The sequence below is a fragment of the Endozoicomonas sp. ALC013 genome, from assembly GCF_049310205.1.
GTDB lineage: Bacteria > Pseudomonadota > Gammaproteobacteria > Pseudomonadales > Endozoicomonadaceae > Endozoicomonas.
Genome location: NZ_JBLYNS010000212.1, coordinates 1 through 5900, shown reverse-complemented (window position 1 = coordinate 5900; position 5900 = coordinate 1). Strand labels below are relative to the sequence as shown.

The following is a 5900-nucleotide window of genomic DNA, read 5'->3' as shown; positions in this document are numbered from 1 at the left end:
TTTTACCCCTCATAAACCCATGGATGAGCGTGTTCAGCTCACACAGGCTGCCTTATTATCGACGCTATTGGATGCGATAATATTCAAGTGCAACCAAAAACCTGAAGGCAGTGAGATTGGCACTCAGGAAATCGCTAACTTGCTGTGGGCCATGGCGAAACTGGTGGACAACGGGCAGGAGCGGACCGCAGGGCTCAAAGAGGCTGTGGCCGTGTTGTTGCCCCACGTAAACGTACAGAAAGATCAATTTGTTCCTCAGGCTATAGCCAACCTGCTGTGGGCCATAGCGAAACTGGTGGACAAAGGGCTGGAGCAAACATCAGAAATCAATGAGGCCGTGGCCGCGCTGTTGCCCCACGTGAACACACAGAAACCTGACTTTAAACCACAGGGGATCGCCAATCTGCTGTGGGCCATGGCGAAACTGGTGGACAACGGACAGGAGCAGACACCAGGGCTCAAAGAGGCAGTGATCGCGATGTTGCCCCAGGTGAATGCACAGAAAGACCAATTTATTCCTCAGCATATCGCCAACCTGCTGTGGGCCATGGCGAAACTGGTGGACAATGGGCAGGAGCGGACACCAGATTTCAACAAGGCCGTGGTCGCGCTGTTGCCCTGCGTGAACGCACAGAAAGACCAGTTTATTCCTCAACATATCGCCAACCTGCTGTGGGCCATAGCGAAACTGGTGGACAAAGGGCTGGAGCGGACACCAGGCCTCAACGGGGTCATGGCCGTGCTGTTGCCCCAAGTGAACGCACAGAAAGCTGACTTTAAACCACAGGAAATCACCAACCTGCTATGGGCCATGGCGAAGCTGGCGGACAGCGGGCTGGAGAAAACACCAGAACTCAAAGATGCTATGGCCGCGCTGTTGCCCCATGTGAATACACAGAAAGACCAATTTATTCCCCAGCATATCGCCAACCTCCTGTGGGCTATGGCGAAACTGGTAGACAACAGGTACAAGCAGACACCGGAGTTCAACGAAACCGTGGTTGTGCTGTTGACCTGCGTGATCGTACAAAAAGCTAACTTTAAACCACAGGAAATCGCCAACCTGCTTTGGGCCATGGCGAAACTGGTGGACAATGGGCAGGAACAGTTATCAGGGCTCAACGAAGCTGTGGTCGCGCTGTTGCCCTGCGTGATCGTACAAAAAGCGAACTTTAACCCACAGGAAATCGTCAACCTGTTGTGGGCCATGGCGAAACTGGCGGATAACGGGCAGGAGCAGACACCAGGGCTCAACGCGGCTGTGGTCGCGCTGTTGCCCCTCGTAAACGCACAGAAAGACCAATTCAATGCCCAGGGTATTGCCAACCTGCTGTGGGCCACGGCCAAACTGGGTGAACTGATTGAGCTGAACCTGGCTACCTCTACGTTCGAATCGCTTGTCTATCGAATCAATAAGAACCTGCAGTTTTCTCAGGAAGAAATATCGATGTCTCTCTGGGGAGTAGTGGTATGCTGTGCCAGGTTGGCTCTAGACTCCAATACCAATAAAAATAATGTGTTTGAAAAGCACATGGATGAACTGTTTACTCGCCTGGAAAATACCTCGCCAGGTAAAGAAGATGATCAATTCATCATGTTCATGGCCGCAAGTTGGCTTGGCAGAGTCTGTCCGGTCGTTCGCAATTACGAGACAGCCATCTCAAAAACCCAGGCCGACTTCCACGATCAACTCCAATCGTCTATTCCATCTTTGAAGATTGAAGAAGAAAAGAGTCTGAACTCATTGCCTCCGGTTGACCTGCTTTTGCCGGATCACAATATTGTGATTGAAATTCAGGGACCATATCATTACGTGGGTGGTGATTTCAAAACCAGGAAGGGTTCGACTCTGCTTAAAATCGCACTGCTGCAAAAAGCAGGATTTGAGGTCATTGAAATGCCGGCTAACCGGCTTTTGAACAAAGATTTAATGAAACCATATATTGATCAAATAAAGCTCAGGATAGGCATCCAGCAACAGGGGCATGACTCTGTTTCACTTAAAAGAGGGTGGACAGATGCTGCATACGTCACTGCCGAAGGACATTCACAAGAGCAAACCAGCCCGGCAAAGAGGAAGAAAACAAACAGTCAGTAATTGCCTTCCTCCCATCATGACTCAAGTAAACTTTTCCGCACAATGAACTTCTGAGCAGAACAGCAGTCTGCTTTTCATATTTTCATGAATGAATGAAATATAATTATGGATAGAAGTTCTGCTGGTATCAGTGGTCAATACACAAGATCAAATAACAGTTACAACCAACCGAATGGCCCTGCCCCTTCTTCAAGGCGTGGGCGATACAGACATGCCACAATCAGACCATGGGATAATCACCACCGCACTGCACCGGGTCGCAATGAATGTTACCATTCTTCTGGCACACGCTCTTCTCAACATCTACAGTGCCGTTCAGTAAACCCTGTTCAAGATTTTAATGCCCTCATCAAACAGGAAATAATGGATGATCTGGTGAGTAAATCGGATCATTTCGGTCATCGCTATGATGGGAGAAATCACGGGCAATATGCCAGTTTAATTAAAAAATACACGTCAGCGTCTAAAAGACCATTAAATCGAACAGAACAAAGCCAGCTGATGCGTTTGCTGCAAAAATTTACCGTAACACGGAGCTGGAATTGGCGAAGCCTGACGACAACACTTCACTCATTTACTTCAGCGGGTGTTTTTACCCCTCATAAACCCATGAATGAGCGTGTTCAGCTCACTCAAGCTGCCTTATTATCAACGCTACTTGATGTAATAATATTCAAGTGCAACCAAACACCTGAAGCCAGTGATATTGGTGCCCAGGGAATCGCTAACCTGCTGTGGGCCATGGCGTAACTGCTGGGCAACGGCCAGGAGCGGACAGCAGAGCTCAAAGAGGCTGTGGCCGTGTTGTTGCCCCACGTAAACGTACAGAAAGATCAATTTATTCCTCAGGCTATCGCCAACCTGCTGTGGGCCATGGCGAAACTGGTGGACAACGGGCTGGAACCGACACCAGAGTTCAAAGAGGCCGTGGCCGCGCTGTTGCACCTCGTGAACGCACAGAAAGACCAATTTAATGCCCAGGATATCGCCAACCTGCTGTGGGCCATGGCAAAACTGGTGGACAACGGGTACGAACAGACACCAGAGTGCAACGAAGCGGTGGCTGCGCTGTTGACCTGCGTGATCGTACAAAAAGCTAACTTTAACCCACAGGCAATCACCAACCTGCTGTGGGCCATGGCGAAACTGTTGGACAACGGGCAGGAGCCGACGCCAGAGTTCAAAAGGGCCTTGACCGCGCTGTTGCCCCTCGTGAACGCACAGAAAGACCAATTTATTCCTCAGCATATCGCCAACCTGCTGTGGGCCACGGCCAAACTGGGTGAACTCGTTGAGCTGAACGTGGCTACCTCTACGTTCGAATCGCTTGTCTATCGAATCAGTGAGAACCTTCAGTTTTCTCAGGAAGGGATATCGATGTCTCTCTGGGGAGTAATGGTATGCTGTGCCAGGTTGGCTCTAGACTCCAATGCCATTAAAAATAACGTGTTTGAAAAGCACATGGATGACCTGTTTACTCGCATGGAAAATACATCGCCAGGTAATAAAGAGGATCAATCCATCATGATCATGGCCGCGAGTTGGCTTGGCAGAGCGTGTCCGGTCGCCCCCCTTACCAGACAATCGTTTCAAAACGTCAATCCGACTTCCGCAATCAACTCCAATCATCTATTCCATCTCTGAAGATCGAAGAAGAAAAGAGTCTGAACTCATTACCTCCGGTTGACCTGCTTCTGCCAGATCACAACATGGTGATTGAAGTTCAGGGCCCCTCTCATTACATGGGTGGTGATTTCAACGCCAGGAATGGTTCGACTCTGCTGAAAATCGCACTGCTGCAAAAAGCAGGATTTGAGGTCATTGAAATCCCGACTAACCAGCTTTTGAACAACGATTTAATGAAACCCTATATTGATCAAATAAAGACCAGGATAGGCATCCCGCCACAGGGTCATGGCTCTGTACCACTTAAAAGAAGGCGGGCAGGTGCTGCATACGTGACTGGCGAAGAACATTTAGAAGAGCAAAGCAACCTGGCAAAGAGGAAGAAAACAAGTAACCAGTAATCGCCTTCTTGCCATAATGACTCAAGTAAACTTTTCTGTAAAATGAACTTCTGAGCAGAACAGCAGTCTGTTTTTTATATTTTCATGAATTAATGAAATATAATTATGGATAGAAGTTCTGCTGGTATCAGTGGTCAATCCACAAAATCAGATAACGGTTACAACCAACCGAATGGCCATGCCCCTTCTTCAAGGCGTGGGCGATACCGACATGCCACAGTCAGACAATGGAATCATCCCCCCCGCAATGCACCGGGTCGCAATGAATTTCACCATTCTTCTGGCACATGCTCTTCTCAACATCTACAGTACCGTTCAGTAAACTCTGCTCATAATTTTAATGCCCTCATCAAACCAGAAATAATGGATGATCTGGTAAGTCAATCGGATCGTTTCGGTCATCGCTATAATGGGAGAAATCACGGGCAATATGCCAGTTCAATTAAAAAATACACGTCAGCTGTTCAAAGACCGTTAAATCGAGCTGAACAAAGCCAGCTGATGCGTTTGCTGCAAAATTTCACAGCAACACGGAGCTGGAATTGGCGAAGCCTGACGACAACACTTCACTCATTTACTTCAGCGGGTGTTTTTACCCCTCATAAACCCAGGGATGAGCATGTTAAGCTCACTCAAGCTGCCTTATTGTCAACGCTACTTGATGCAATAATATTCAAGTGCAACCAGAAAACTCAAGCCAGGGATATTGATGCCCAGGGAATCACCAACCTGTTGTGGGCCATGGCGAAACTGGTGGACAACGGGCAGGAACGGACAACAGAGCTCAAAGAGGCCATGGCCGTGTTGTTGCCCCATGTGAATGCACAGAAAAAACAATTTATTCCTCAGGGAATCGCCAACCTGCTGTGGGCCATGGCGAAACTGGTGGACAACGGGCAGGAGCGGACGCCAGAGCTCAACGAGGCCGTGGCTTCGCTGTTGTCCCATGTGAACGCACAGAAAGACCAATTTGATACCCAGAATATTGCCAACCTGCTGTGGGCCATGGCGAAACTATCGGACAACGGGCAGAAGCGGACGCCAGAGCTCAACGAGGCCGTAGCCGTGCTGCTGCCCCACGTGAACTTACAAAAAGCGAACTTTAAACCACAGGGAATCGCCAACCTGCTGTGGGCCATAGCGAAACTGGTGGACAACGGCCAGGAACGGACACCAGGGCTCAACGAGGCCGTGGCCGCCCTGTTGCACCACGTGAACGCACAGAAAGACCAATTTATTCCTCAGGCTATCGCCAACCTGCTGTGGGCCATGGCGAAACTGGTGGACAACGGGCAGGAGCAGACACCAGAACTCAAAGAGGCTGTGGCTGCGCTGTTGCCCCTCGTAAACACACAAAAAGCTTGCTTTAAACCACCGGAAATCGCCAACCTGTTGTGGGCCATGGCGAAACTGGTGGACATCGGACAGGAGCGGACACCAGATCTTAACGAGGCCGTGGCCGTGCTGTTGCCCCTCGTGAACGCACAGAAAGCTCACTTAAAACTTCAGGATATCACCAACCTGCTGTGGGCCATGGCGAAACTGGTGGACAACGGGCAGGAGCAGACACCAGAGCTCAACGAGGCCGTGGCTGCCCTGTTGCCCCATGTGAACGCACAGAAAGACCAATTTATTCCTCAGCACATCGCCAACCTGCTATGGGCCATGGCGAAACTGGTGGACAACGGGCTGGAGCCGACACCAGAGCTCAAAAGGGCCTTGGCCGCGCTGTTGTCCCACGTGAACGCACAGAAAGCTAACTTTAAACCACAGGG

At 49.9% G+C, this 5900-nt stretch carries 5 protein-coding genes; all 5 read left to right on the top strand.

What is annotated here, in order from left to right; all coding sequences use genetic code 11:
* On the top strand, positions 1-2098 hold a 2098-nt coding region (locus tag ACO6V1_RS22000; RefSeq protein ID WP_422468582.1), incomplete at its 5' end, for a DUF1601 domain-containing protein.
* 105 nt (positions 2099-2203) lie between these two features.
* Complete coding sequence (locus tag ACO6V1_RS21995) at positions 2204-2848, top strand: hypothetical protein (RefSeq protein ID WP_422468580.1); 645 nt, start codon at positions 2204-2206, stop codon at positions 2846-2848.
* A gap of 45 nt (positions 2849-2893) precedes the next feature.
* On the top strand, positions 2894-3742 hold the full coding sequence (locus ACO6V1_RS21990; protein ID WP_422468578.1) for a DUF1601 domain-containing protein: 849 nt from the start codon (positions 2894-2896) through the stop codon (positions 3740-3742).
* Complete coding sequence (locus tag ACO6V1_RS21985; RefSeq protein ID WP_422468576.1) at positions 3655-4125, top strand: RAP domain-containing protein; 471 nt, start codon at positions 3655-3657, stop codon at positions 4123-4125. Before ACO6V1_RS21990 ends, ACO6V1_RS21985 begins: the two co-directional genes overlap by 88 nt.
* Before the next feature lie 105 nt (positions 4126-4230).
* A partial coding sequence (locus tag ACO6V1_RS21980) for a DUF1601 domain-containing protein (protein WP_422468574.1) occupies positions 4231-5900 on the top strand: 1670 nt, incomplete at its 3' end.